This is a genomic window from Pantoea dispersa (assembly GCF_014155765.1).
Classification (GTDB): Bacteria; Pseudomonadota; Gammaproteobacteria; order Enterobacterales; family Enterobacteriaceae; genus Pantoea; species Pantoea dispersa.
In genome coordinates this window covers 509,203-535,556 of the sequence record NZ_SCKT01000003.1, presented here as the reverse complement: position 1 = coordinate 535,556, position 26,354 = coordinate 509,203, and the positions used below count along the sequence as shown (strand labels likewise).

22 protein-coding genes are annotated in these 26,354 nt (G+C 49.3%); 2 read left to right on the top strand and 20 right to left on the bottom strand.

Features of this window, described 5'->3' with window-relative positions; genetic code table 11:
* Positions 1–8 precede the first annotated feature (8 nt).
* Both H7K56_RS12485 and H7K56_RS12480 read left to right on the top strand, forming a co-directional pair.
* Positions 9–383 (top strand): SMR family transporter, encoded by a 375-nt coding sequence (locus H7K56_RS12485; RefSeq protein WP_150360817.1) that lies wholly within the window; start codon positions 9–11, stop codon positions 381–383.
* 1 nt (position 384) lies between these two features.
* Positions 385–1,350 (top strand): NAD-dependent epimerase/dehydratase family protein, encoded by a 966-nt coding sequence (locus tag H7K56_RS12480; RefSeq protein WP_150360816.1) that lies wholly within the window; start codon positions 385–387, stop codon positions 1,348–1,350.
* Between the two features lie 33 nt (positions 1,351–1,383).
* On the opposite strand, the gene H7K56_RS12475 is transcribed toward H7K56_RS12480, so the two are convergent.
* From H7K56_RS12475 to wbaP, 20 genes are all read right to left on the bottom strand, one after another.
* Entirely contained in the window at positions 1,384–3,129 is a 1,746-nt protein-coding gene (locus tag H7K56_RS12475; RefSeq protein ID WP_150360815.1) for a glycosyltransferase, read from the bottom strand.
* The gene (locus tag H7K56_RS12470; RefSeq protein WP_150360814.1) at positions 3,126–4,274 is read right to left on the bottom strand and encodes a glycosyltransferase family 4 protein; all 1,149 of its coding nucleotides are present in this window, start codon (positions 4,272–4,274) and stop codon (positions 3,126–3,128) included. Before H7K56_RS12470 ends, H7K56_RS12475 begins: the two co-directional genes overlap by 4 nt.
* A gap of 10 nt (positions 4,275–4,284) precedes the next feature.
* Positions 4,285–5,178 (bottom strand): glycosyltransferase, encoded by an 894-nt coding sequence (locus H7K56_RS12465; protein WP_150360813.1) that lies wholly within the window; start codon positions 5,176–5,178, stop codon positions 4,285–4,287.
* A complete protein-coding gene (gene glf / locus H7K56_RS12460; protein WP_150360812.1) occupies positions 5,175–6,329 on the bottom strand; it encodes a UDP-galactopyranose mutase in 1,155 nt (384 codons plus the stop codon). The genes H7K56_RS12465 and glf overlap by 4 nt, the downstream gene beginning before the upstream one ends.
* A gap of 15 nt (positions 6,330–6,344) precedes the next feature.
* Positions 6,345–7,088 (bottom strand): ABC transporter ATP-binding protein, encoded by a 744-nt coding sequence (locus H7K56_RS12455; protein ID WP_150360811.1) that lies wholly within the window; start codon positions 7,086–7,088, stop codon positions 6,345–6,347.
* On the bottom strand, positions 7,088–7,855 hold the full coding sequence (locus tag H7K56_RS12450; protein WP_150360810.1) for an ABC transporter permease: 768 nt from the start codon (positions 7,853–7,855) through the stop codon (positions 7,088–7,090). The genes H7K56_RS12455 and H7K56_RS12450 overlap by 1 nt, the downstream gene beginning before the upstream one ends.
* A 409-nt stretch (positions 7,856–8,264) precedes the next feature.
* Positions 8,265–9,278 (bottom strand): UDP-glucose 4-epimerase GalE, encoded by a 1,014-nt coding sequence (gene galE / locus H7K56_RS12445; protein ID WP_150360809.1) that lies wholly within the window; start codon positions 9,276–9,278, stop codon positions 8,265–8,267.
* A 45-nt stretch (positions 9,279–9,323) separates the two neighbouring features.
* On the bottom strand, positions 9,324–10,220 hold the full coding sequence (galF, locus tag H7K56_RS12440) for a UTP--glucose-1-phosphate uridylyltransferase GalF (protein ID WP_150360808.1): 897 nt from the start codon (positions 10,218–10,220) through the stop codon (positions 9,324–9,326).
* A gap of 90 nt (positions 10,221–10,310) precedes the next feature.
* Positions 10,311–10,613 carry a hypothetical protein gene (locus H7K56_RS12435; protein ID WP_150360807.1) on the bottom strand — a complete coding sequence of 101 codons (303 nt, stop codon included), beginning with the start codon at positions 10,611–10,613 and terminating at the stop codon, positions 10,311–10,313.
* Between the two features lie 121 nt (positions 10,614–10,734).
* Entirely contained in the window at positions 10,735–12,075 is a 1,341-nt protein-coding gene (locus H7K56_RS12430; RefSeq protein WP_021509334.1) for an MOP flippase family protein, read from the bottom strand.
* Entirely contained in the window at positions 12,072–13,295 is a 1,224-nt protein-coding gene (locus H7K56_RS12425) for a glycosyltransferase (RefSeq protein ID WP_058775759.1), read from the bottom strand. The genes H7K56_RS12430 and H7K56_RS12425 overlap by 4 nt, the downstream gene beginning before the upstream one ends.
* 3 nt (positions 13,296–13,298) lie before the next feature.
* On the bottom strand, positions 13,299–14,561 hold the full coding sequence (wcaK, locus tag H7K56_RS12420; RefSeq protein WP_058757295.1) for a colanic acid biosynthesis pyruvyl transferase WcaK: 1,263 nt from the start codon (positions 14,559–14,561) through the stop codon (positions 13,299–13,301).
* A 309-nt stretch (positions 14,562–14,870) separates the two neighbouring features.
* The gene (locus H7K56_RS12415; protein ID WP_058757294.1) at positions 14,871–17,081 is read right to left on the bottom strand and encodes a phage tailspike protein; all 2,211 of its coding nucleotides are present in this window, start codon (positions 17,079–17,081) and stop codon (positions 14,871–14,873) included.
* A 69-nt stretch (positions 17,082–17,150) separates the two neighbouring features.
* Positions 17,151–18,185 (bottom strand): glycosyltransferase, encoded by a 1,035-nt coding sequence (locus H7K56_RS12410; RefSeq protein WP_021509330.1) that lies wholly within the window; start codon positions 18,183–18,185, stop codon positions 17,151–17,153.
* Between the two features lie 155 nt (positions 18,186–18,340).
* On the bottom strand, positions 18,341–19,093 hold the full coding sequence (locus H7K56_RS12405; protein WP_058769966.1) for a glycosyltransferase family 2 protein: 753 nt from the start codon (positions 19,091–19,093) through the stop codon (positions 18,341–18,343).
* A 70-nt stretch (positions 19,094–19,163) separates the two neighbouring features.
* Complete coding sequence (locus H7K56_RS12400) at positions 19,164–20,081, bottom strand: glycosyltransferase family 2 protein (RefSeq protein ID WP_150360806.1); 918 nt, start codon at positions 20,079–20,081, stop codon at positions 19,164–19,166.
* Positions 20,082–20,478: 397 nt separating this feature from the next.
* Positions 20,479–22,656, bottom strand: a complete 2,178-nt coding sequence (gene wzc / locus H7K56_RS12395; RefSeq protein WP_021509327.1) for a tyrosine-protein kinase Wzc — start codon at positions 22,654–22,656, stop codon at positions 20,479–20,481.
* A gap of 12 nt (positions 22,657–22,668) precedes the next feature.
* Positions 22,669–23,103: an arsenate reductase/protein-tyrosine-phosphatase family protein gene (locus H7K56_RS12390; protein WP_021509326.1), complete on the bottom strand. Its 435-nt coding sequence runs from the start codon at positions 23,101–23,103 to the stop codon at positions 22,669–22,671.
* A 9-nt stretch (positions 23,104–23,112) separates the two neighbouring features.
* Complete coding sequence (locus tag H7K56_RS12385) at positions 23,113–24,243, bottom strand: polysaccharide export protein (RefSeq protein WP_031280061.1); 1,131 nt, start codon at positions 24,241–24,243, stop codon at positions 23,113–23,115.
* A gap of 299 nt (positions 24,244–24,542) precedes the next feature.
* Positions 24,543–25,976, bottom strand: coding sequence for an undecaprenyl-phosphate galactose phosphotransferase WbaP (wbaP, locus tag H7K56_RS12380; RefSeq protein WP_058757291.1), 1,434 nt, complete (start codon positions 25,974–25,976; stop codon positions 24,543–24,545).
* Positions 25,977–26,354: the final 378 nt, after the last annotated feature.

Below are 26,354 nucleotides of genomic sequence, written 5' to 3'. Positions count from 1 at the left end.
AGACTTTAATGAGCCTAATTACTTTTTTTATTGCATTAGCAAGTGTTTCTTTAAACGCGTTAGCGCAAGTAGCATTACGCAAAACTATGTTATCGATTCCACCAATTCCTACAGCATTAGTTGATTACATCAGTTTTGGCATTTCTTTAATATTGAATCCATGGTTTATAGCTGGAATGAGTTGCTATGTTTTTAGCATTGGCCTTTGGATGGCTGTATTAGGTAAGGTAGAAGTCAGCTTAGCATACCCACTACTTTCAGTAGGTTACATCATAACTGCTATTATTGGATACTTTTTCTTAAAGGAAGATGTGAATACGATGCGTATAATTGGCCTAGCATTAATTTGCTCAGGAATTGTTTTCATTTCAAGGAGTGCATGATATGAGACATATTATTACAGGTGGTAGTGGATTTACTGGACAAGTATTAGCAAGGAAATTACTATCCAGAGGCCAAACAGTAATAAATTTTGATATTCGACCGTATGACGATATTGAGCTTTCAAAAAGAGTTAAGTTTATTAAAGGAGACATACGTTCTTTAGAAGAATTAAAAGTTATTGGATTACAGCCAGACGATGTCGTTTATCATCTTGCTGCTCGCCAATTTGCAGGTAATGTACCTAAGAGATGCCGTCAGGAGTGGTTTAATGAAGTTAATGTCGATGGTACAGCAAATCTGTTAGCCACTATGCATGCTGCAGGTGCGGATAAACTTATATTCTTCTCAACCGACATGACTTATGGGCTTCCTTTAGCATGTCCCGTCCCCCCAACTCATCCGCAGAATCCTTTAGGCCCTTATGGAGAAAGCAAAGTTGAGGCTGAAAAATTAATTAGAAAATATAATTCATTAAATGCTACGATTTTTAGGCCTCGCCTGATTACTGGTCCAGGCCGGCTAGGAATATTAGGAAAATTGTTTGCATTAATCTCAAAAGGCTTACCCGTACCGATGATTGGAAATGGTAACAATCGCTATCAAATGGTAAGTGTTAATGATTGCGTTGATGCTGCTATCCTTGCAGTTGATAAAGGTTGTCCTCATGGGCCATTTAACTTAGGGTCTACTAACCCGCCCACTACAAAAGAATTGCTGCATGGTATTATTAAACATGCAAATTCACGTTCAATCGTTATCCCTATTCCATCAGCGATCATCAAACCAGCATTATCAGCACTTGATAAATGCGGTCTCACTTTATTGTATCCAGAGCAGTTCGGTATAGCTGACAAAGATGTCCTATTGGATACCATTGATACTAATAATACTCTTGGGTGGAAACCTTCTCGTAAAGATATAGATGCTATGTGCGATGCCTATAATGATTACATTAGAGTGAAATAATAAGAGCGCCTTGCAGGCGCTCACAATATTCGTTTAAAAATTATCTTTCCAAATATTCTCAGAAGTTAAATTATTGAGTTCTCTTAAATACATCTTCTTCATCTTTTTAAAATTAACTCGCAAAAAAACACAATCCTTTAATAGAAGAAGCAGGTATTTGAAAAACTTGAGTCGATTAATTTGTGTAATGTAACCAGTACTCGTATCCTGATCAAAATAGATAATATTTTGGTATCTAAATATTTGACGTAATGATGCTCTGGCACCTTTTTTTTGAAGGACAGTCCTTTTGTTTGATGGTAACAACTGTCCATTAAAAGTAATTAATCTCAAAAATCTTCTAATTTTACTTTCATCGTTATTGTTCACATCATAACTAATTTTGCGCAAATCAATTTTTAGCATTTTTTCATCAACAGTATGTGCACCTATCCACTGTCTAATTTCGGTTGTATCCATGTTACTTAACCAAAAATTTGCTCCTTTATCAACATCATAGATTGATTTTCTTATACAGTCGAGACTCTTATATTGTCCCGAGAATAATGTCGACATAGTAAGATTAACATGTGCACGAATAGCATTTTTGGAGCTGTCTTCATGGAGCAACATATTAACTAAGCCAGAACGAGAATCCAGATAGCGAGTAAAAGCACTTACTTTTGTGGAAAAATCCTCTCCATAGCATGCAATACCATTTGAAGTAACAATATGGAAATTATTAGTCATGCTAAATAATACATCATCACCACGGACAAAGAACGGAAAACTCCAATGTTTAAGTTGTTCAAGAGGGAATGCGAAAAACCACCATGCGCCATAGCCAGCATGACGCGTAGTATGCTCAATGTTCGTTAAAGTAGATTTGCTTCGTACATCTTCATTATGAAATAAGGGTATACAAACTCTGTCGAAATACGCACCTTGTTCAATGAGGAGGTAGCTTATATCTTCTCTTAGTAGAGCACCTGCAATTGCCGTAGAATCCTCTTGGGCAAAACTCAGAATATTAAATGCGCGACATATAGTATCGATTTCACAAGAAGCATCATCGTCCATAAAAAGCACATGCGTATAGTTTCCTGCATCTTTATAATGCATTAGTCCACGCATGAAACCACCAGAACCGCCTAAATTTTTATTAGGGATCACGTTAACCCCCATCGATTCTTCTTGGGTAATATTCTGCGAGTTGTCTACTACTGTAAAATCAATCTTTCCTTTGTATAAGGGGTCTTCTAATAGTTCCGTCTTAACACGCTTTATCGAAGGAAGCACATAAGCCTTACGGTTAAAGTGTGTTATGGTAATTCCTAATTTAACATCACGTTTAGTAGTATCTTGTGTGTACCATGCTCCAGACGATAACTCTGCGCCGTCATTTAAGGCAATGAGTTCAAAACATATAAGGCCCCTATAAGGTAACTTTTTTAGATCCAATGATAAAATATAATTTTCATGAAATTCATTTAATTCAAATGACACAGAGTCTATATTTACTCTTTCATTTTTCTTATTCAAGTAGTAAAAGTTAGCAGTGAATTCCCCTTTCCCGATTAATTTTAAACAAACTGTATTAAGACCACATTCCAACTTCCAAACATTTAGAGACAACGCATTATAGTAAGTACTAAAATCTGCACTCCCCCATTTATTGAATGATACTTTTTTTTCGTCATATCGCATTAATGCATTTTTGAGGCGAATATAAGAAGTATCAACTGCCTTGATATCAAGATTAGGAAATATTATACGTTGAATTAAATTTAAATCTTTCACGAGCAAGTCTCTTTCAAAGCTAAAAGGTGACGATATAAATTTAAAGTCTTTCTTTTAACGATACCGGATGAAAATTTCTCTTCTACAAGTGCTCTGCCTTTTAATCCCATATTTCCTCTAAGCACATCATCTTCTAAAAGGAGTATTAGTTTATCGCTGAAAGTAGCCAAATCATTTTTTTTAATAAGAAAACCTGTAACACCATCAATCAAAAGCTTATTACACCCTCCTGAATCATATGAAATAATAGCTCTTCCTGTCGATGCGGCTTCAAGAAGTATCCTGGGTATACCCTCAGGATAATATGTAGGAAGAGCTACAACATTAGCCTCAGCAATCAAGGAGTGAATATTACTCGATTGGCCCACCCAAAGAATTTCATTATCAGATTGCCAAATTTCCATTTGTTCTTGCGTGATTGCATCAGGATCATTTGGTATAGGTATACCAGCAACTATAAGTTGAAAATTTTTACCTTGTGATTTTAAGTTTCTTTTTATTTTAACTAAATCACCTAACCCTTTACTCCAGAGTAACCTTCCAGCGAATAATACTTTCTTAATTGAATGTGTGGGTTCTGGTAAATATCTAAATTCTTGGATATCAACTCCAGCCCCTTCAATTACCGTACATTTCTTTGAATCTATTTTTAAAGTTTGAACTAATTTTTCTTTATCAGCTTCGTGTTCAAACAAGGCATGTGAGTGAGGGTTAGAAAAACCTAGACGATAAATTACTTTTATAGGTAAATATAACATCCTATACTTTAATTCTCTTTCAGTAAAGATTCTTCCAAGGCCTACAACACTAAATATGATAGGGACTTGCAATGATTTTGCAATTAGCCCACCAAGCAAACATGGTTTTATCGTAATACAATGAATTATATCAGGCTTTAACCTTTTTATTATTTTGAAAACCCTTGCCCCACGAAATACAAATTGAAATGGGTTCAATGATAACTCATCAATTTTAGAATCATGACAAATGAATCCATTTTTAATCAAAAAATCCTTTACATCTTTATCTTTAAAGTTACTAATTATATGGATCTCATAACCCTCGACAAATGCAGCACGAGCCCGATCAACCCAATGTAGTTTAAAATACCAGTCAGAATTTATAAAAAAACATATTTTTTTCATTTAAACACCGTTAATGGCGTTTTCCGCTAATGTTCCGGAGACCGTCAAGCACGCCTAAGATTATATATCGGTAATATTTTACCTTTTCTTTTTGTTTCACGCCGAGTAACAAATATTTAAGAACCCTAACCCAAATTGCCGCTCTGCTATAAAATGAACAATCACCATAAATCTTTCTGCTTAAAATGAGATTCCTGACAAGATAATAAACTTTCCAAGAAGGTAATAATCCGTTTTTATAATGATGAATATCATGAAGATATACTAAAGAAGAAATATATTTTATGCTTATATCTCGCCTTTTTAGAAACCATGAAAATAAAATATCGTCATAATAAATAAACAACTGATCTTGTATTTCCATCCAGTATTTAGATAGAATTTTATTACTAATGACTACTCCCACAAAGGAAAAAGTTATTGCTTCATCAGAAACTAATGGGTTTATTATGAATTTTTTTTGATCAAAAAAATAGCCTAAATTCTCACAAAAATTAATCGGCCTTTTTTTCCAAGGGATGTTCATTTTACAATCTTGTCCATTATTGTCTAACACTCGACCGCAATAGACTGAATCTGTATCAGGTTTATTTTTCACAAAGTTACTTATAAAATCTTTGGCAGGCCATGCATCATCGTCATAAAAGGTAATCCAATCCGTTAGCAAGTTTTCTGAAATAAATTTCGAACCTGCTCTAAATCCACCAGCACCACCTAAGTTTAATTTTTCATCAATTATAATAAGGCGTTTATCATCAATAGCGTCTAACCACACCTTCGTTTGATCTGTTGAAGCATTGTTTACAACTACCACAAAACTAAAAGGCAACTCCAAGGTTGCCTTAATGGTTTGCTTTAACTTGTCCAAACGATTATACGTAACAATTAAAGCTGTTATATTCATTTCACCTTGACCGTAAATGCAGGCATCTGATTCTCGTTTTTGATGGTATCCAGATAGACACGAGCTGTATTCAATGCTTCGGCAATCGTAACATCCATATCTAAATAACGATATGTTCCTAATCGTCCAATAAAAGTAATTTTTTGCTCCTGCTCAGCTAACTCTAAGTATTTTTCAAGCATTTGCATTTCACCAACCTGCCTGATCGGGTAGTAAGGAATATCATTTTCCTCACAGGCACGGCTATATTCTTTATAACATACTGAACCAGCGTGCTTTTCCCAGGGAGCAAAGTATTTATGTTCAGTAATTCGAGTATAGGGTACTTTTTGTTCACAGTAATTCATTACTGCACACCCCTGGTAATCTCCTTCATGATAGAACTTCTCAAAATCAAGGGTTCTATAACCTAAGCGGCCGAATTGATGTTCATAAAAGCCATCAAGAGCACCGCTATAGAAGACATGATCAAATTCATTGATTCTATTTTTATCAAATTCAGTATTTAGCTGAACTTCAATGTTTTCATGAGTGAGAATTTTTTCAACAATGACTGTATAGCCGTCTCTAGGCATTCCCTGGAATTTATGATTAAAGTAATTATCATCATAGTTGAATCTAACAGGAAGCCTTTTGAGTATCGAAGCGGGCAGTTGTGAGGGTTGCATTCCCCATTGTTTGATGGTGTACCCTTTGAAGAAAGCTTCGTATAACTCACGACCTACAAAGCGTAGGGCCTGTTCTTCAAAGGTTTGTGGGTTAATAATGGAAGACTCACCTTTCTCTTCTATATATTTTTTCGCTTCGTCTGGAGAAAGCGTTGTGCCAAAAAATTGGTTTATAGTATGTAAATTTATCGGCAAAGAAAAAACTTTTCCATCTACTGTTGCTTTGACACGATTTACATATGGCATCATCTCAGTATAAAGGTTCAGATAATTCCAGACTTCTTCATTATCGGTATGGAAAATATGAGGCCCATATGTATGAACCGTAACGCCGGTTGTTTCATCAATTTCGCTGTAGCAATTTCCAGCAACATGTTTGCGAACATCGATAACTTTTACTTTGTGACCTTGCTCAGCTAATTCTCGCGCAATAACTGCACCTGAAAAACCAGCACCTACAATTAAAATATTTTTCTTCATCACTTATTCCTTACAAGATTATTGCTGCATAAATTCTTTATATTCAGCAATAACACTCTTGCTGTCGCCAATCTTTCTGACTTTATGATTCTCAATCCAGATAACTTTATTACATACTTTTTCGATATCACTCATACTGTGACTTACAAAAAGAATTGTGACACCCTTACTCTTGAAGTCATTTATGGTATTAATACATTTCCTCTGAAAACTTATATCACCAACTGCTAGGACTTCATCGATTATAAGAATATCAGGATCAACCTGAGTTATTACCGAAAAGCCCAATTTGGCGAGCATTCCACTTGAGTAAACCCGGATCGGCTCATCAATGAATTCACCTAATTCAGAAAATTCAATTATTTTATCTATTCTTTTATTAAGTTCTTTTCTTCGTAATCCCAAAAGCGTCGCATTAAGCCGAATATTTTCCCGACCGGTCAACTCAGGATGAAAACCGCCACCAAGCTCAAGCATTGATGCAACTCGGCCGCTTACTTCCACGCTGCCACTCGTGGGCTTAATAACACCAGCGACGAGCGATAATGAGGTACTTTTCCCCGCACCATTTCGTCCAATCAATGCTACCGATTCACCCTTATTAACCTGAAAACATATGTCTTCAATGGCCAGATACGAACGTCCAGAAAGCATTGATAACGCTCTCTTGGGATTAAAAATTAGCTCCTTAATTCCTGAGCCGATATGATGATATAGAGGATAGCGTTTAGTTACGTTTTTAAATTCAATTGCTACTGTCATTACAAAATCTCAGCGAAACGGAATTTCAATTTATTGAATACCCAAACACCAACGACCATCATTACGAGCGCTGATAAATAAATATGCGAAAGAGTAGTGTAATTTATCGTACCATGCATAAAAAGATCACGCCATGAAACAATCATTAGCGATAAAGGGTTAGTCCCTATAATCCATCTATAAGCTTCAGGAATTAAATCAACTGAATAAAGAATAGGGGTACAATAAAACATCAGCATAATCCCCAGACTTACAAACCTTTCCAAGTCTCGAAAGAAAAGATTCAGTGTCGACAACATTAATGCCAGGCCATAAGTCAGCATCATTTGTCCAAATCCTATCAATGGAATTCCCCATAGCCAGGAAATGGATGGGCTCATATCGTAAATATAAAGAAAAACAACGATAACTGGAATTGTACAAAGAAAATGCAAAAACTCCATTAACACATTACTAAAAGGAATAACTGACCTTGGAAAAACAGTTTTCTTTATGATTTGAGCGTTGGCGATAAATGAAAAAAGTGAATTATTAGCTGAGCTTGCAAACCATTGCCACGGAAATAATCCGGTAATAAGAAAAACTGTATAATTTGGTATTTGAACTCTCATTACCAACTTAAAAATAAAATAATAAATCATTGCAAAAAGTAAAGGATTTGCAATTGACCATAGATAACCTAGAAAACTGCTTTTATATCGTACCTTTAACTCTTTCTCTGTGATTACTGCAATAAGATCAATGAGATAGCCAAAATTATACTTCATATATATTGCTCAAATATGCCTTGTTGATAAGCGCTTCGCTTAATGTTGCAACTCTATGCTGGACTTCTCAGCAAAAGATGAATGCTACCGCCCCTGGCTCACAGCTACCAGTGCACATAAGGTTTGAATCTAACCAATCTGTACTAAAAATTAGGTTCACCTTCGAAAGTCGTTTACAAATCATAGATTAATAGCGGAAACATGCAGGACTGAATCTTATGAGAGCGAATCTTTAGCCATTAAAATACGTACCAAACATGCCACTAATTTAAACAGCACAAATCCTAGCATTTTCATAATCTTTAAGAAAGTGACAGCTAATCAATGGTGCTCAAAGATTAGACTAATCCGATGAAATGCAAAAAGCCTGTCTATGACAGGCTTTTAACTTAACTGGTGTTACGACTAGTCACTCAAACCCATTCGGGTTCTTCGACTGCCAGTTCCACGTATCGCGCATCATCGCATCGATATCGCGCGTGACGCGCCAGTCGAGCTCTTTGTTGGCCAGGCTGGCATCCGCCCAGAACGCTGGCAGATCGCCGTCGCGGCGCGGTTTGAACTCGAACGGAATCTGTTTACCGGATGCCTGCTCAAACGCCTTGATCATCTCCAGCACCGAGAAGCCTTTGCCGCCGCCGAGGTTGTAAGCTTTGTAGCCTTCAACTTTTGGCAGGTGATCCAGCGCTTTCAGGTGCCCTTCCGCCAGGTCGACGACGTGAATGTAGTCGCGCTGGCAGGTGCCGTCTGGTGTGTCGTAGTCATCGCCAAACACGCCCAGCTTGTCCAGACGCCCGATCGCCACCTGCGCAATGTACGGCAGCAGGTTGTTCGGAATACCGGTTGGGTCTTCGCCAATCTCACCGGATTCGTGCGCGCCGACCGGGTTGAAGTAGCGCAGCGCGATGGCTTTGAAGTTCGGCTCGGCTTTGGCGAAGTCGCGCATCACGAACTCAATCATCAGCTTGGAGGTGCCGTACGGACTGGTGGTGCCACCAATCGGCGTCGTTTCGACGTACGGAACCGGTGCGTCAGCGCCATATACGGTGGCGGATGAGCTGAAAATAAAGTTCCACACGCCGGCGGCGCGCATCTCTTCCAGCAGCACCACGGTCCCGGCGACATTGTTCTCGTAATATTCCAGCGGCATGCGCGTGGATTCGCCTACCGCTTTCAGCGCGGCGAAGTGAATCACGGCTGAGATGTCATTGCTGGCAAACAGATCGCGCAGGCAGGCGCGGTCGCGGATGTCGCCTTCAACGAAGACCGCTTTCTTACCGGCCAGCTTCTCAACGCGATTGATTGCTTCGCGCGAGGCATTGCAAAGGTTATCCAGGACTACAACGTCGTCGCCGCGCTCTAACAGCGCCAGCACCGTATGGGAGCCGATGTACCCTGCTCCGCCCGTTACCAAAATAGCCATGTGTACTCCTTTAAAACCGCGCAACCTGCGCGGCGGGGAAAGAGATTATTTTGCCAGAATTTTTTGGATTGCTTCGCGGAAATCGCGGCCCTGCGTGTTGTTGCGCAGACCGTAAGAGACGAAGGCCTGCATATAGCCGAGTTTACGACCGCAGTCGAAGCTGGTGCCGGTCAGCAGCTGGGCATCAACCGGTTTTTTCTGGCTCAGAGAGGCGATGGCATCGGTCAGCTGGATACGGCCCCAGGCACCTGGCTCCGTGCGCTCCAGTTCACCCCAGATATCCGCAGAAAGCACGTAACGGCCCACGGCGGTCAGGTCTGAGTTCAGCTCGGACGGATGCTCGGGTTTTTCCACAAAGTTAGTGATGGTGCTGATATCGCCCGGATTATCCAGCGGCTGCTCGGTGGTCAGCACGCCATACTCAGACAGGTCTTCGCCCGGCATGTGTTTCGCCAGAACCTGGCTGCGGCCGGTCTCTTCGAAGCGTGCCACCATCGCGGCAAGGTTGTAGCGCAGGTGGTCAGCGGTGGAGTCATCCAGCAGCACGTCTGGCAGGACCACCACAAATGGGTTGTTGCCAATCATCGGACGGGCACACAGTACCGAGTGGCCAAGACCCAGCGGGTTCGCCTGACGCACGTTCATGATAGTCACGCCCGGCGGGCAGATTGACTGCACTTCGCTCAGCAGCTGGCGTTTTACGCGCGCTTCAAGCAGCGCTTCCAGCTCGTAGGTGGTATCGAAGTGGTTTTCCACTGCATTTTTGGAAGCATGGGTGACCAGCACAATCTCCTTGATGCCCGCCGCCACGCACTCGTCGACAATGTACTGAATCATTGGTTTATCGACGATAGGCAGCATCTCTTTCGGAATGGCTTTAGTCGCAGGGAGCATATGCATACCGAGACCCGCAACCGGGATTACTGCTTTAAGCTTGGTCATATTTATTCCATTTCATGAAGTGAATACGTGGGGTCGATTATGAAGGATCGGCCGGTTGAGCAAGTATAATCTTTATCTGAAAAACCGGCACTAACTCTCTGTCAACACATAAAAAATCGTCAAAAAGTCCATCTGCCACCCGGCAATCAGGCGGGAAAAAAAAGCGGCTAAATGGCTGAAAAACAGTGGAAGGCAGAGTGTAAGGCGATGACCGGTGAGGCCAGTGATTGTTGAGCGTTCAGACCGGCGTTGCGGAAACATCATTGGGGCGAAGATGTGGTGTTGCAGCGGAAAAGGCTGGCGGCGATTAAGGATGTTATTTTGACCGGTGGCGTCAGGATTTGGTCGCAAAATGGCGTAATGCCGTTCAGTAACAGCAAATACAAATCGCATAAAATTCGTAGCGGCGCGATTTATCGCGCAATAAATTGCGCCGCTACCAAAAGTGCAACAGTATCAGAGCTTAACTGACAAACGTGTTGTCATTGCTAACGACCGCCCCCGTCATCACCGCTTACAGCCAGCCCTCAAACCACTCGGGCATCACGAACAGGTTGAAATGATTCACCAGCAGCATCAGGCCGACAAACACCACCGACACCGACACCCACTGGCGCGCATACGGCATAAAGCGGATGCCAATCACCGGTTTGATGAAGAACGGATGCGCGAAGGCGGAGATCAGCACCTGTGAAATCGACAGCGTCAGCGCCACGTAAATCACGTTCGGCCAGATCCACGTAGTGGCCAGCACCACCACCACCACCAGGCTGGCGACGATATTCCAGTAGAACTCGACGTTGGTGCGTCCGTTCGCCTGGGAGATCGCGCCGGTCAGGCCGCCCATCGGGCGCAGCATACCGAACAGCAGCATCAGCGGGATCAGGTGATACACCTGCTCGTGCGAAGCGCCGTACAGCACACGCACAATCACCGGAGAGAGAATACCAATCGCCAGGTACATCGCACTGCTGAACAGCATGATGACGAAGGTGCCCTTGAGGAACAGTTTTTTCAGCTGCTCGGGATCGTGCTGCTTCTCAGCGAAGCGCGGCAGCGCCAGGCGGTTAATCACCGGCGACACCAGCTTCAGCGGCTGCAGAATCAGCTCTTTCGCCAGCGAGTAAATCCCCAGCATTTCGGCACCCATCACTTTACCGACGATCAGCGCATCGGCCTGAGTACGCAGCTGGTTAATGGTCTGCGAACCCAACTGATAGATACCGTAACGCACCGCGCTGACAAAGGTTTTGCCGTCGAACTCCCACGTTGGCCGCCACGACTTCTCGCCAAAGTAGATCATGCAGAGAATACGCGTGAAGGCGTTGATGAACAGCCCGAGAATCGCCGCCGCCACCGTCAGTGAGGTGAAATAGAGCATCGCCACCGTACACAGGAAGGCAAACAGCTTGGTGCCCATCTCAATCTTCGCCAGCGTCACCATGCGTTTGGTTTTCACATAGTGCGCCTGATACTGCGACAGGTGACCGAGCACGAGGAAGTTGAGGCTGGTGAGCATAATCAGCGCGGTCAGCTCCGGCAGATGGTAGAACCACGCCACCGGCCAGGCGATGGCCAGCATGATCAGACCGGTACAGAAGCTCAGCGAGACGTTAACCCAGTAAATGGTGCTCTGCTCACGACGTGTAATCTCCTGACGATGCACGATATAGCTGCTCATGCCCATGTCCTGCAGCACGGTAGCCACCGCCAGAATGGCGTTGATGATCGCCAGCAAACCCAGCTCGTGCGCTTCCAGCTTGCGCGCCAGCACCGCCAGCTGCAGCACCTGCAGCAGCGCGGCAAAGCAGGTGCTGCCAAACAGCCACACCGCCTGTTTTTTTAATCCACTCACACCATGCGCTCCAGAATTTTCGCCAGCTCACCGTAAGCGATGTGCTGATTGAACTCGGTTTCCACTTTATGGCGCGCTGCGGCCACCACCGGTGCAACGTCAACGTCGCCGCGCGACAGGCGCAGCAGCGTGTCCGCCAGCTCGTCGGCATCATTTTCCGATACCAGCCAGCCGCTGACGTTATTCTGAATCAGCTCCGGGATGCCGCTGTGGTAGGTGGACACCACCGGCAGGCCGACCGCCATCGCTTCCATCAGCGCCACCGGAATGCCTTCCATATCGCCATCGGCGGCGGTTTTCGACGGCAGCAGGAAGATATCGGCCTCGCTCAGCGCCTGACGAATCTCCTCCTGCGGCTTGAAGCCCGGCATGGTCACCATGTCTTCCAGGCCGGCACGCGCGATGTGCTCGCGCATCATGCCGTCCTGCTCGCCGTTACCAATGATGGTGAACTGGAACTGACCGCCGTTATCGCGCAGGATTTCACTGGCTTTGACCGCCACGTCCAGCCCTTTTTTCTCGGTCAGGCGCGCCACCGAAACGATGCGCAGCGGTTTGTGGAACGCGTCGCGCGGCTGGAAGTTAAATTTCTCCGGCTCGATGCCCATGCGCGTGACGTGCACTTTCTCGCGCGGACAGCCCATCTCAATCAGCTTGTTCTCCCACAGATGGCTGATCGGCAGCATCAGTTCGCTCTGTCTGAACAGGTTGATGTAATCCTGTTTGTGCTCTTCAAGAATGTGGCGACGCGAGATATCAGCGCCGTGGAACACCGTCGCCTGCTTGCCCTTCAGCACTCCCAGCTCGCGCAGTTTATTCGCCAGCGCACCGGCATAGCCGAAGTGCACCAGGAACACATCGGCGGTAAAGGTCTGCCGGGCATTGGCGACAATGGCTGGCAGCAGCAGTTTTTTTGCCTGCGCACCGTAGCGGCCAACGTTAAGCGACTTCAGCAGCGCCGGTTTGGCGATTTTCGGCAGCATCAGACCGATGCGCTGGGTCAGTTTGTCGAGGTTTGATACCTTCTCTTCCGGCAGCAGATAGTGGGTTTTCGCCGCCAGATTGTACTCATCGAACGCGGCATGACGGTTGATCATGTCGCCCGGAAACACCGAGATGATCTCGACGTCATAGCCGGCATCGATGAAATGCGTCACCTGATTGAGGACAAACGTCTCAGAGGCAACCGGAAAACGCATGGTGAAAAAGGTTAGCTTCATCACTTACCCCAGGACGTTGAGAATTTCTTCGGTGATGCGGTTGCCGATTTCACGCTCCTGCGCCACCGCGGTGTTCACTTTTTGCTTCACGTTGTCGTAGTCCGCCAGCACCGTCTGCACTTTGTCGATCAGCGAGCCGTCCATCAGGCTCTGCACGTCGGTGGCCATCTGCGGCAGACCCAGCTGGTTCATCACGCCGAGCGATTTGTGCTCGTAGTTGATGGCCACGGCTGGCGTGCCGAAGTTCATGGAGATGATTGCCGAGTGCAGGCGCGTGCCGATGGTGAGATGGCAGTGGCTGAGCAGGATGCCGAGCTCCAGGTCGTTGAATTCGTCCATGATCACATGGTAGTGCTCCGGCTGCTCAACGTGGTCGCGCAGCGTCAGCGCCACCATACGGTCATCTTTGGCATAGCTGTCAATGCCGGTACAGGTGGAGAACGCCACCACCTGATAGCCTTCGGCGATCATGGCGTTGATCACCCGGCCAAACGCGGCTTCGTACTCTTTCTGCGTGACGCCAAGACGTTTGTCGAACGGTGCCAGCTCACGCACGGTGATAGCGATGGTTTTGCGCGACTGAATGATGTTCTGCCAGTGCAGCAGGTTGTGGCTCGGATTTTCCACTTCGCGTGCCTGCACCAGGAACGCGGTGTCCACGCCCTTCTTCACCCGGCTGGTGGTCACGCCATCCTGCTTCAGGCGATCGAGGCTGACCTCTTCGCGCAGCACCAGGCTGTCGACGCGGTCAAACACAAAGTTTGCCAGCGCATTGACGCGCGGGTTTTCGAACGGGCCCACCGAGTGACCGATCATGTGCAGCGGCTTCTTCGCCATCAGCGCGCACAGCGCGTGATCAAACTGGGTAACGCCGTACAGATCGACGAAGAACGAGCCGCCGACCTGAATGATGGCGTCATATTTCGCCAGGCTGCGGGTGAATTCCGCCAGATGCGGCGGCACCGAGAAGGATTTATACACGCCACCTTTGCCAAGGTGCGCCATCATGATGTCCGGCATCAGACGGTTGGCGACTTTGCGCTTCAGGCTGCTGACCAGCCCTTTTGGCGCCTTACTGTTGTGCAGAAACAGCGAATCCTGCTGGATGTGCTGCTGCAGTAAATATCCGGAGCTGGTTGGATAGCGGCTGATGACATCGATATCCAGATCCCCACGCGCGGCCTGCAATGAATCAATCAGTCCACGTAAAATCGCGCCATCCCCACGATTTCCACAGGTATGGTTACCCACCAATAAAATCTTCATAAAAACTCCAGATAAATTTTTGTAATTTTTTACAAGCCGCCAGTTCCATACTGGCTAAGTGAACTCTGTAAGAAAAAACTGCTAATGGGCCAGCGGCCCGAAATTAACGACTGCCTGTTGTGACGTAATTGATACCTGCGACAGGTGTTACATGCGCGATAAATCGCGCCGCTACAGACTGTGCAAAGGGTCAGTGCAGAAATCACCTCTGCACAAACCGTAGCGGCGCAATTTATTGCGCTTTGCCCGTCCTGGCTCGATGCCGTTGTGGCCTCCGCGATAAATTGCACCGTTACCTGCGTTAAATCCTCACGACTTCAGCGCAAAATACGGCAGCGCCACCTGCTCGCCGTTGATCACCACTGAAACAAACCCCTTCGGCTGGCGCGTATCTACCTGTTCGGGCTTGAGCGCGCGCGATGCCAGCAGCAAATCGCCCTGCTCATTGCCGCCGATGCCGGCTTTACCGTTGTGCAGGCTAAACCGCTGCGGGGCCGGTTGGCTGCCGCTGGTCGGACTGCCCTGCGCCATGGTGGCGTCAACGCGCGCACAGCGGCCGGTGAGGAACCGGTCTTTGGCGGTGCTCTTAATCAGCACCACCGCCGTCGGCGTCCAGCCCGCCAGTTTGACGAACACTTTGCTATCGGTATCGCTGCGTGCATCGACGCGCACCTCCAGCACCGGCGAACTGCCTTCCGCAGACCAGCTGGCTTCCGCCTTGCTGGTTTTGCGCTGCAGATGAATCACCGCGCGACCGCCGGTCTGTTTACCGCCCATCACGTCGAGCAGCGGCTGTTTGTCGCTGCCGTTGCTGAACTGCGACTGACCAAACAGCTCGATCTCCCAGCTGTCACCCACGGTTGGCGAGTAAAAATTACCCAGCTCGAACCAGGTGGCCTGATTGGTGTTGTTGGTCAGACGGAAACGCGATGTGATGTAGTTGTATTTCAGGCTGCCGTCGATGGCCACGCCGTAAGACTCCACCCGCGTTGAGCCCATCTCCCAGATATTCAGCCAGCGCTCGCCTTCCAGCGAGTTATCGATCCAGCTGCCAGACTGCAGATTGGTCTGGCGCATGTTGAGGCGGGAATTGCGCGCGTTCAGCGGGTTTTTGCAATCTTCCAGGCTCAGCGCATCAATGATCCACTGGCCGTTCGAGATGTCGCCGGGGTGCTCGCTGTGCTCAATCCAGCCGTTATGAATGATCGACTGGCTGCAGCGCGGCAGGTTAAGTACCATGCCGCCGGTACAGCGCTGGGCGTTGAAGTTCGACAGCTCAATCGCCGTACTATGGTCCCACGCACCCTGTTTCTGTCCGGACCAGCTGGCTTTGATCACGTCACCGGTACAGGTGTCGGCGTACCACTGATCGATTTTGCAGTCAAGCGTATCCAGCAGGCTGATTGAGGTGCCGCCGACGCGGTTGAAGCGCAGGCAGGCACCGCGGAAGAACTGACCGCCCGGACAGGTGTTGCGGAACAGCCCCTGTTTGTTTGGCCGCTTGTCGTTCTGACCGTTGAAGATCAGGTTGGAGATTTCGGTCCAGCGCGCATTCACCTGGAACAGGAATTCGGAACGACCGTCAGATACCAGCGTGGTCGCCGGGAAATAGCCGAAGTTCACCATCGCGCCGGAAATGCGGAAGAAGCGCTGCTGTTGATCGCCAAAGTCACAGCCGGTCACGAAGAAGGTGCCTGCCGGAAACTGTACGCAGATCTGCTGGTTAGCCTTGAGCGACCACTGATACATGGCTTTGATCGCCGGTGCCGTATCGGTTTTGCCATCGGCGATGGCGCCGAAGTCAAACAGCGTCAGACGGTTGAAATCTTCCACCACGCGGCGCCAGTAGAATCCGTTGCCGCTGAAAATCACGCCGCCATCATCTTCGCCTTCGCCATACACGCCGACAAACTCGCCGCCGCCCACTTCCAGCCCTTCGTGCCAGCTTTTCAGCTTGATTTTCGCTCCGGCAAACAGCGGTCGGGTTTTACGCAGCTCTTCCACCGACGGGATTTCGCCGATCAGTTGATAACCATTCGGCTGCGCCAGGCGCTGGCTGAAGTTGCTGGCGTTCGGGCGCGACACGTCGCTGATGGAAAACAGCGTATTGCCCTGGTTATCTTCCACCACCATCGAGTGCGCAGGATTGGCGATTAACGCGGCATTATCGTGAATAAACTGGGCAAAGTTGCCTTTATTGAGCGCAATTGGCTGGCTCACCTGGGAAACCTTACCGCTGGCGTCGCGCAGATACACCGGAATCTGGTTGCCGGCCTGGCTGGCATCTTTGCCTGCTGCGCCAATCCACAGTTTGCCCTCAAAGTTCTGCCAGAACTGCGGTGGCATGGTATAGACGTTTTCCGGCGTCAGAATCGGCACATCGCCCGGCGGGACGCTGGAGGCATCAACCGCTTTCAGCGCCGGCTGACCACTTTTGGCGGCGTAACTGGAAAACGCGCTCACCGACAGCGCGGCAACAATGGAGGAGGCTGCAGTTTGCAAGACTTCTCTTCTTTTCATGCTAACAATCCCGTGGTCATGGGGCCGCATGGCGGCCGAAAAGGTATCCCCGAGGCACGATAAAAGTGGTTACACCAGCGCTAGCCAGCTCTGTTTGATCTGATTACCGTCAAACTTCAGCGCCGTCTCTTTGGTCTTTTCGCTCATGGCAAAGAACAGGCGATCGTCGCTGGCCAGCTGCTCCATGCGCGCCAGGAAAGTGGCTTTGTCGTTCATTGGCACCAGGAAGCCATCTTCGCCGTGGTTGATGATCTCCTGCGGTCCGGTCGGACAGTCATAGGCCACCACCGGCAGCGACCAGGATTTGGCTTCCAGCAGTACCAGCGGCAGTCCTTCATAACGTGAAGTCATCAGCGCCATGTCGCTGTCGCGGTAGTAATCATTGATATTGCTGACTTTGCCGACAAAGTTAACGCTGCCGGTGATGCCCAGCGCCGCGGCCTGATCGTGCAGCTGCTGGCGCAGTTCGCCGTCACCGGCGATCACCAGCTTCCACTCCGGGTGTTTTTTGCTGAAGTCGGCCCAGATATCCAGCAGCAGGTCAAAGCCCTTCTGGTTATCGAGGCGGCCTACCGCCAGCGCCTGACGGCTGCGCGTCTCGCGCTGCCAGGATTTGTACACCACCGGATTAGGAATTTGCTGGCTGGGGATATGCCAGCGGGTGAAGACCTGATGGTCTTTGTCAGTCAGCACAATCACCTGATCGTAGTAGCGCAGCAGCAGCCACTTAAGCAGTTTGATCGGCTTGCTGAACGAGTTAATAGCGATGTGCTCGCAGGCGTAGGCTTTGAAGGTTTTTTTCTTCATTGCCATCAGGTTCCAGAAGGCAAACATCACGCTCAGGCGCCCCATGCTGATCAGGAATACGCTGTCGAAGCCCTCCTGATGGATGCGCGCCACGGCACTTTTAATCGGGTTGCTGTGGCCTTCGAAGCTGACAATCTCTTTCACCCGCTCAAACGGGTAAAAGGTTTTGCCGTGCCCTTCCAGCGAGTAAATGGTAACGGCATGCTCCTCACCGAGGCACTCCGACATGAAGTTGCAGATGTTCTCCGTGCCTGCGTAGGAGTAGGCATCCTTAATAACCAAAACAATCTTTTTCATCTGATACTTTTCACCTCAAATTGCTCAAATCCAGACCCAAGTCATTTGCGTTGCCGCAAGGCGGCAAGTGCGTTCATTCCCGGGAGCTTACTCAAGTAAGTGACCGGGATGGACGTGCGCAGCCAACGTAGCGGCAGCGCGAAGGACACAGGGTCTTAGCGATGTTTAAGGGTGAAAAGAACCCCATTCACCATATACCAGCCGTAATAGTAATAGATTTTTAAAGGATTGTTTTTATAGATAATTCTTAATAATTCGAGGTGCCATTTCGCCGCTTTATTTTTGTTACGCGACAGCGAATCGCCCAGCTCGTAGTAGTTGACCAGCGTCTTCTGGATCACCCGGGCTTGTTTGTAGCGGAGGAACAGCTCATAGAGGAACAGGAAGTCTTCATGGCCTTTACGCTGGAAGAAGATGCCCTGTGGCGGACGACGGAAACACACCGAGGAGAAGCAGACGCGATACTGCTTCTTCACGAAGTTTTCCTGCTGCAGATAAGGTTTGTTGTAATTGATGTCGTGATCGGCGGTTTTGGTTTTGTAGTGATAATGGGTGATCACAAAGTCGTCACCGGCGGCCAGCGCCGCGGCCTGCTCGGCCAGTTTCTCCGCGTGCCATTCGTCATCGCTGTCGAGAAACGCAATGATCTCCTCTTTGGCCGCGCGCAGGCCCACGTTGCGCGTTTCCGCCGCGCCGAGGTTGACCTCGTTGCTGAGGATAGTGATGCGCGCGTCCTGGCAGTGCTCGCGTACAAAAGCGAGTGAATCATCGGTGGATTTATCATTGACCAGGTAGAGATGCCAGTCGCTGTAGGTCTGATTCACGATCGACTCAACCGCACGCAGCACGGTGTTGCGCGCGTTGTACATCGGCATCACGATACCGATGGTGCCAACATGATTTGTCATTTGTATACCCGGAGTGTCAGGAACCGAAAAAATGCTCCCGCTGCGGGAGCAAGTGAAAGTCATAAATCGATCAGGAAACCGCTCTTCGCCCCGTGAAGCGCGACTTCAGCTTATCGACCAGGCGATTGATGAAGTAGGCGCGGTTATCACGGTTGGTGAGGAAGAAGTAGCGCGCAAAACTGACGCTGGCCAGCAGCGAATTGCCATCCATTTTGTAGCGCAGCGGCAGCTTGAACGCTTTGTAGGTATGGATATCGCGCGCCGTCAGGTGCGGCTTCATGGTGTCGAGCCAGAAGAAGGAGTACTTCACCGACTCGCCTTTGTGTTTGGAACCAAATTTGGTCACCAGATGGTAGGTCGCCAGCGGTTTGGCGATCATCACAAATTCATAGCCCATGCGGTCGGCGCGGATGCAGAAGTCATAATCCTGATGGCGAATATAGCGCGCATCAAACTGGATTCTGGCGGCATCTTCGCGTTTCAGTACGATGGTACTGGTCTGGATAAAGCCGTAACAGCCAAACAGGTACTCCGCCACGGTCTCATTTTTCCCCGGCGGCTGCATCGGCATCACTTTGAGGAAGCTGCCGTCCTGATGAATATTGACCTGGCTGAAGATGACATAGCGCGATTTATCCTGCGCTTCCAGCTTGCGGATGGTATCGCACACTTCCAGCAGCTTGTCCGCATGCCACTCGTCGTCGGCGTCGAGGAAGCTGATGAAGTCGCCCTGCGCCAGTTCAATACCTTTGTTGCGCGCGCCGGCGCCGTTGAGTTTGACCTCAGACAGCTCCAGTTTGATGTCCAGATCCTGATAGCGCTCGCCGCGCACCACCTGCGCCAGTTCCGCGGCATCGGCGGATTTGTCATCCACGATGATGACTTCAAAGTTGCGATAGGTTTGCGCTTTGACGCAATCCAGCGTCGTGACAATCGATTTCGACGCGTTATAAGCGGGAATTACAATTGAGAAGCGGATGTCCTGCATTGCCAGCACCTCTTAAACAGCTGTTCCAGATTCAACGGTAACGCGAGCGGCCTGTAGAAAGGAATCGGCTTTGTTCTGAAAAATCATGCCGTTAGTATTCTTTTTCAATAAGACTTTTCGTACCGTCACGGAAATACCTAAGATTGTGCTGTGTGTATGTTGGGTGGTGCAAAACGCACCGAAAATAAATCGTTATTATGTTCGCGGTATAAATTTCACCGCCGCAGTTTTCTGCGGTTAATCACCGCACGTTCCGTAGCGGCGCAATTTATTGCGCGATAAATCGCGCCGCTACAATACTCTGCGGTGTATCCGCATGTTTTGCAGAGGCACAAGGCATGGCGCTTAGCCAGAGACGCGCCATAAAAAGGGGCGGAAAATCCGCCCCCGATAGTGCTTAGCTTTTGCTCTCTTTACCGTATTCGTAGTTGTAATAGTCGTAGCCATAACCATAGGCATTCGACGCTTTACGGACCACGGCGTTGAGGATGACGCCTTTAATCTCGATACCGTTCTGGGCGAAGCGCTTGTAGCTGACATCCAGCTCTTTGGTGGTGTTGGTTTCGAAACGCGCCACCATCAGCGAGGTACCGGCCAGCTTACCGATGATGGAAGCGTCGGTCACAGCCAGAATCGGCGGCGTATCGATCAACACCAGATCATAGTTCTTGCTCGCCCAGTCCAGCAGCTCCTGCATGCGACGATGCATTAGCAGCTCAGACGGGTTCGGTGGCACCTGACCGCGCGGCAGGAAGTCAAAACCGTACACGCCCTTCTGAATCATCGCCGGCGAGAACTCGCTCTTGCCCGACAGCACGTTAGACAGGCCGGTCTTGTTGTCCGCACCCAGCAGCTCGTGGGTATAGCCGCGACGCATATCACCATCGATGAACAGCACGCGCTGACCTGCTTTGGATACCAGCGTCGCCAGGTTGGCACAGATAAAGGTTTTACCAATACCCGGGCTGGCACCGGTGATCATCAGGATATTGTTTTTCGCTTCCATCATGGCGAAGTGCAGGCTGGTGCGCAGGCTACGAATCGCTTCAATGGAGAGGTCAGTCGGGTTACCCAGCGCCAGCAGGGTGTTGTGCGGATCCGACTTCTCTTTGCTGCCGCGTCGCGCCAGCGCTTCGGTGTCTTTCTTACGCTGCCACTCGGAGAGCGGTACGCTGGCATAGACGTTCATGCCCAGCTCTTCCAGCTGCTCCGGATTGTCGATACCGTGGTGGAACAGTGCTTTCAGCAGCACCAGACCAACCGACAGCATCAGACCCACAATCAGGCCCGCGACAATAATCAGCAGCTTCTTCGGTGCTACCGGGCTGGTGCTGGTTTCAGCACGGTCGATGATGCGCACATCACCCACGGTGCTGGCCTTGCTGATGCCCAGTTCCTGCTGACGGTTCAGCAGCTGCATGTAGATTTCCTGACCGGCCTGCACATCACGCGTCAGACGCAGAATCTCCTGCTGGGTCTGCGGCATGGCCGAGATTTTCTTGTTCAGCTGCGCCTGTTCCGCTTCCAGCGTTTTGCGTTTTTCCAGCAGTGCGCGGTAGGTCGGGTGGTCTTTGGTGAACAGCTGGGAAACTTCGGCTTCACGGAAGGTCAGCTCGTTCAGCTGGCTCTGGACGCTAACGGAAGAGTCGAGCGCCGATTTGGCTTCCAGCGACATGTCGACCGACTCGTTCTGACGACGGAAGGTGTTCAGCTTGTCTTCCGCATCGTCCAGCTTGGCACGCACGTTAGGCAGCTGGGTGCGCAGGAATTCGAGGCTCTTTTCCGCCTGCTCAGACTTACGCTCAACGTTCTGCAGCAGATAGTTGTTGACGATCTGGTTCAGCACGCGGCTCGCCTGCTCCTGATCTTCATCCTGGAACTCCAGGCCCAGCACGCCGGTGGTTTTGCCTTTATCGGCGACGGTCAGCGCGCCCAGTACGGTTTTAATCGCCTGCAGGTCGCTCAGCTTGGTGACGCTGAAGCTGGTGCCTTCGTCAGCCTGAATGCCGCTAACCAGCATGGTGACGTCGCCGTGCTGCTCCAGCTGACCGACGCGGCCTTTGAACAGCTCGTCGCCGTCTTTGCTCACGGTATAGGTCTGCGGACCGGTGACTTCCAGCTCAACGGTACGTTTGTCAATGCTGCGCGGAATTTCCAGGCGTGAAATGGCAATCTGCGCCGGCTTGTTGCCCATCAGGCGCGACAGACCTTTACCGATTACCGGGAAGTAGTTTTGCTGAATGACCGTGTCCAGACCGAGGTCGTTAACGGTTTTACCAATCACCATGCGGGATTCGATGATCTGAATCTCGGTGTCTGATGCTGGCGTGGTCGGAATCACATCCTGTAATTCGTTCAGCACCGAGGCGGTGTTTTTCTGCTCCACCTGCACCATAGCGTCCGCGCTATAGATTGGCGTAGCAAACAGTGTGTAGAGCGTTGCCATCAGCATAAAGAAAGCGGTGACCGCCACGATGATCCAGCGATGATCGATCAGCTGTCCCACAAGATGCGCCAGATCCCATCCATTCGAATCTTCTTTTGGCGCAGTCATAACCTTGTTTTTGATATTCATGGATATTCCCAACTATCGGCTTAGTACGTTAACCCATTTCTGGGTAGCGTTTTCCAGTAACCCGTAAACCTCTTCAAAGGCCTCACGGCTTTTTTTGTACGGATCCGCAATTTCCTGTTGGTTAAGCCAGTGCCCCAGCAGCATGGTCTTCCCCCGCGCGGCCGGATCGATGCGATTCACCTGCTCAACGTGGCGCTTCTCCATTACCAGAATCAGGTCAAAGTCACGGCACATGCTGGCCGTTAACTGCTGAGCCTCATGACCGTCCAGCGAGACGCCATGTTCAGCGGCGACGGCGCTGGCCGTCTTATCCGCCGGATGGCCCTTCAGGGCGCCAAGACCGGCAGAGGCGATACGGGTATGCGGAAGTGCGCGTTTAAACAGACGCTCCCCGGTGGGGGAGCGGCAAATGTTGCCGACGCAGACGACTAACACTGACTTAATCATGGTAAAACCTTAGTCCGACCAGTTGCGGAAACGCAGCGCTGCGGAGCTTGCATCGTCGATACCCACGATGGTCGGCAGCAGTCCGGAAATCACGCGGTTCCAGCGGGTGATTGGTGTTGCGGTGACGTAGACAATGTCGTACGGCTCCAGTTGGAATTCGGTGCCCATCACCATCGACGCCGCATCTTTGGTGTTCAGCTGATAGATGTTGGCGATCTTGGTGCGGTTAGCACCGCGAATCGGACGAATGACGAATACGCCGGTGGCGTCAGAGGTGGTTTGATCCATGCCCTGTGCGTTACCCAGCGCTTCAGCCAGCGTCATGCCGCTGCGGTCCATCTTCAGCGTGGTCTGCTGTTTCACTTCGCCCATTACGAAGATCTTCAAATCGTCGTTACGCGGTACGTAAAGGATATCGCCCGGATAGAGCAGATGGTTCTGGCTCAGGTCGCCGTTTTGCATCAGCGCCTGCAGCGAAATGCGCTGCTCGCGGCCGTTGTGCGTCAGCACCACGTTGCGCCAGTCGGCGTCGGCAGCAAGACCACCCGCGGCGTTCACCGCATCCAGCACGGTCAGCGGCACGTTGGTGATCGGCTGCTGGCCGGAGGTGGTGACCGAACCGGTCACGTAGGCTTTCTGCGAACGGAACGCGGCCACGTTGACATCCACCTGCGGACTTTCAATGAACTGCGCCAGACGACGCGCGATTTCACTGCGGATTTCCGTCACGGTGCGGCCTGCAACGCGCACTTTACCGATGTACGGATAGAAGATGGTACCGTCTGCCTGCACCCAGTTACCGGTGTCGCTGGCGCTACGGTACTGACCGGCCGGCGTGGTCAGCTCAGGATGATCCCATACGGTGACGTTCAGTACGTCGCCGATGCCAACGCGGTATTGATAGCTCTGAATCTCGTTCTGCAGCAGCGGGTTAGCCTGAGCAACCAGCGGCTTCGGACGCATCTGTTCAACCAGACGCGGCGTCAGAGGGAAGACGTTAACGTATTTGTCGATGTCAAAATTGCTATCCTGTTGCTCAATGACATCTTTTCCGCTAGTGGAAAGGTGCGAACCTGGTTCGATGGTGCACCCGGAGAGGAAAGTCGCGGATACCAGTAACGGTATCAATTTAGTTTTCATTATCATCTGGTTCTTCGCTATCAGTTAATGATTGATAGAGGCGAAAACGCCGCTGTGTAAGCGTCTAACAAAAATAAAGGCAAGGAATTAAACACTGAAACTGAGGTTCATTATCATTAGCTCCCTGGTTTATGTTGTCATCCTGGTTGCAGACGACTTCAATTAAAGTGGGTTATCGTTAAGCGGCTTAATAACCCGCTCTGTTCGGGCTCGATAATGGCAGTTATCAGTTACAGACACTCCCAGCACCGGCAGTTATCAGGCGGGAACGTTATTTCGTCCCCTGCCCTTGCTGTCTATCAATAAGCGCCGTCGCGTTTGAGTACCACGCCGACCGTCTTAAACAGAATCGCGATGTCATTCCACAGCGACCAGTTTTTGACATACCACGAATCGAAATAGACGCGCGTCTCATAGTCAACGTCGTTACGACCGCTGACCTGCCACAATCCCGTCATGCCTGGCTTTGCCATCAGGTAATAATCAACATCACCGGCATAACGGCAGAGTTCATCTTCAATCACCGGGCGCGGGCCAACAAGGCTCATGTCACCGCGCACGACGTTCCACAGCTGCGGCAGCTCATCCAGGCTGGTTTTACGGATGAAATGACCGACTTTGGTAATACGTGGATCGTTTTTCAGTTTGAAATCTTTGTCCCACTCGGCGCGGGCTACCGGGTCGGTGCGCAGCACCTCTTCCAGCACCTCTTTCGAGTTAATTACCATCGAGCGGAACTTCAGGCACTTGAACTTGCGGCCATTGAGACCCACACGTTCGTGACCGTAAATCGGTGGTCCGCCATCACGGCCAACCATGAAGCCGAGTACCAGCAGCGCAGGCGACAGCGCGATGATGATGCTGAGCGCGCCGACGATATCGAATGCCCGCTTGAGGACACGCGAGGTGCGTTTCGCCAGGTTGTTATTCACACGCAGAATCATCACTTCATGGCTGAAGATGTAAGCCATATCGGTGCCGTACAGCGGTACGCCGCGCAACGTCGGGATAACCGAGACCGAGCGACAGTTATGCATCGCCAGCATTTTCAGCCAGCGGTCGCGGTGCTGACTCTGCTCAAACTCAACCGCGACGATAAACTGGGTTTCGCTGTTGGTCAGCTGCCACAGCTCCTGCTCGTTATGCAGCACCGGTACACCGGAGATGCTGGCCTGCGGGCAGCTGCCATCGACGTCGAAGAAGGCGATCACATCAAAGCCCATCACCTCTTCGCTCTGCAGCGCCTGCCAGGCTTCCTGCGCGTTACGGTTGCTGCCAATAATAATGGTTTGCTTTTTCCACATACCGAAATGATTCAGCACGCGTTTGGAAATAGCACGCGCCAGCGGAATCAACACCAGCGCTAAAATCCACGTTAATACCCAGACAAAACGGGACATCTGCCATTGTGATAATGCTGAAATTGACAAATCGATGACAGAGAAAATGAGAATGGTACGAAAGATCTCTTTCAGCTCAAACCAGAAGGGTTTGCGATAGGTATAATGACGCAGGCGAACCCAGAACCAGCCTGTACAAATTAAGGACAGACAGACATGGGTGGCGATTTTTAAATTGAGGTCTTTTTCAGAAATATCTGCCAGTGGAGAATCGGCGAACGAATTAATCAGCGCGAGTGCAATAAACAATGCCGCGTTGAAACAAATTAAATCCGAGCACGCCAGTAAAATTTTTGTCAGAAGACTTTTATATGTAAATTCATTATCGCGCATATTTGACTCTTTTATTTTATTTCCCTTAATCCCTAACGCCTAAGCCTGAGTAATTAATGAGCGATGCACTAACTAAACCAGCGAGACAAACTGCGGCGAACTCCCCGGCATTTAGGCCAATTCTCTTTCCAGTTAAGCAAGAAAATTGTGATAAATACCAACAGATTAGTCTGACTTCCTTTTGCCGCAAGGCCAGACAATTCTTAACCTGTGAAAACCACGTCAGGCACGCTACCGCCCTTGGCTGTCGCTGCCAATACCGCTTACAACACCCTATTTTTTGTCCGCGCTTTGTCGCCACGCCGGGAAATACCCGCCTTAACCCGTGCACGATCACAATTCACAACATTAAGAAGCTAAACAGCGCGCTATTAACAA

Bases quoted from the DNA above. Each gene is read 5' to 3' on its own strand.
- H7K56_RS12465 (WP_150360813.1), bottom strand. From the start codon at position 5,178: ATGAATATAACAGCTTTAATTGTTACGTATAATCGTTTGGACAAGTTA.
- H7K56_RS12400 (WP_150360806.1), bottom strand. From the start codon at position 20,081: ATGCAGGACATCCGCTTCTCAATTGTAATTCCCGCTTATAACGCGTCG.
- wzc (WP_021509327.1), bottom strand. From the start codon at position 22,656: ATGAATATCAAAAACAAGGTTATGACTGCGCCAAAAGAAGATTCGAAT.
- wcaK (WP_058757295.1), bottom strand. From the start codon at position 14,561: ATGAAGATTTTATTGGTGGGTAACCATACCTGTGGAAATCGTGGGGAT.
- H7K56_RS12470 (WP_150360814.1), bottom strand. From the start codon at position 4,274: ATGAAAAAAATATGTTTTTTTATAAATTCTGACTGGTATTTTAAACTA.
- H7K56_RS12385 (WP_031280061.1), bottom strand. From the start codon at position 24,243: ATGAAAACTAAATTGATACCGTTACTGGTATCCGCGACTTTCCTCTCC.
- H7K56_RS12450 (WP_150360810.1), bottom strand. From the start codon at position 7,855: ATGAAGTATAATTTTGGCTATCTCATTGATCTTATTGCAGTAATCACA.
- H7K56_RS12435 (WP_150360807.1), bottom strand. From the start codon at position 10,613: ATGCGATTTGTATTTGCTGTTACTGAACGGCATTACGCCATTTTGCGA.
- H7K56_RS12425 (WP_058775759.1), bottom strand. From the start codon at position 13,295: ATGAAGCTAACCTTTTTCACCATGCGTTTTCCGGTTGCCTCTGAGACG.
- H7K56_RS12480 (WP_150360816.1), top strand. From the start codon at position 385: ATGAGACATATTATTACAGGTGGTAGTGGATTTACTGGACAAGTATTA.
- H7K56_RS12410 (WP_021509330.1), bottom strand. From the start codon at position 18,185: ATGAAAAAGATTGTTTTGGTTATTAAGGATGCCTACTCCTACGCAGGC.
- wbaP (WP_058757291.1), bottom strand. From the start codon at position 25,976: ATGCGCGATAATGAATTTACATATAAAAGTCTTCTGACAAAAATTTTA.
- galE (WP_150360809.1), bottom strand. From the start codon at position 9,278: ATGGCTATTTTGGTAACGGGCGGAGCAGGGTACATCGGCTCCCATACG.
- H7K56_RS12485 (WP_150360817.1), top strand. From the start codon at position 9: ATGAGCCTAATTACTTTTTTTATTGCATTAGCAAGTGTTTCTTTAAAC.
- H7K56_RS12390 (WP_021509326.1), bottom strand. From the start codon at position 23,103: ATGATTAAGTCAGTGTTAGTCGTCTGCGTCGGCAACATTTGCCGCTCC.
- H7K56_RS12405 (WP_058769966.1), bottom strand. From the start codon at position 19,093: ATGACAAATCATGTTGGCACCATCGGTATCGTGATGCCGATGTACAAC.
- H7K56_RS12415 (WP_058757294.1), bottom strand. From the start codon at position 17,081: ATGAAAAGAAGAGAAGTCTTGCAAACTGCAGCCTCCTCCATTGTTGCC.
- H7K56_RS12455 (WP_150360811.1), bottom strand. From the start codon at position 7,088: ATGACAGTAGCAATTGAATTTAAAAACGTAACTAAACGCTATCCTCTA.
- galF (WP_150360808.1), bottom strand. From the start codon at position 10,220: ATGACCAAGCTTAAAGCAGTAATCCCGGTTGCGGGTCTCGGTATGCAT.